1 pseudogene is annotated in these 912 nt (G+C 58.4%); it reads left to right on the top strand.

The window, feature by feature from the left end:
- Window positions 1–912: pseudogene (locus RT21_RS22845) on the top strand (copper oxidase); the annotation flags it as partial.

The following is a 912-nucleotide window of genomic DNA, read 5'->3' as shown; positions in this document are numbered from 1 at the left end:
GAGACTTCATTAACGATGTGAGCGAAGACGGGTGGGCCGCAACGATTGCAAATCGGAAGATGTGGGCTCAGATGAAGATGAGCCCCACCGACCTCGCCGACGTAAGTGGCTACACCTATACCTACTTAATGAACGGCCAAGCACCCGACGGGAACTGGACCGGTATCTTTAAGCCCGGCGAGAAGCTTCGTCTGCGGTTCATCAACGGCTCGGCCATGAGCTATTTCGATGTCCGCATTCCAGGGCTGAAGATGACTGTAGTCGCAGCCGACGGCCAATACGTCAACCCCGTTAGCGTCGACGAATTCCGCATTGCCGTGGCAGAGACCTACGATGTGATTGTCGAGCCTGCAACCGAGCAGGCTTACACGATCTTCGCCCAATCGATGGACCGCACAGGGTACGCCCGTGGCACGCTAGCGGTTGCCGAAGGGCTGAGCGCTCCTGTTCCAGAAACCGATCCTCGACCGCTAATCACCATGGACGATATGGGGATGGATCACGGCAGTATGGGCGGTATGGCGGGCATGGACCATGGCGGCGGCATGCAGGGCGACATGGGTGCGATGGACCATAGCAACATGTCCGGTATGAACCACGGTGACATGCAGGGAATGGGCGGCATGGGCGCAATGTCCGGAATGGATCACAGCAAAATGGCTGGGATGTCAGGGATGGACCACTCTGGGATGGCGGGTATGAGCGGAGGTATGCAATCGCACCCGCCCTCAGAGTCCAATAACCCACTGGTGGATATGCAGACCATGAGCCCGACTCATAGGCTAAACGATCCCGGTATTGGCTTACGAGACAACGGCCGCCGAGTCCTGACCTATGGCGACTTGAGCAGCACTTTCCCGGATCCGGACGGCCGCGAGCCAAGTCGGACGATCGAACTCCATCTCACCGGCC

Origin of the sequence: Pseudomonas sp. 10B238 (assembly GCF_000970615.1) — a bacterium.
Lineage (GTDB): Bacteria > Pseudomonadota > Gammaproteobacteria > Pseudomonadales > Pseudomonadaceae > Stutzerimonas.
This window is presented reverse-complemented; position numbering and strand designations above follow the sequence as displayed.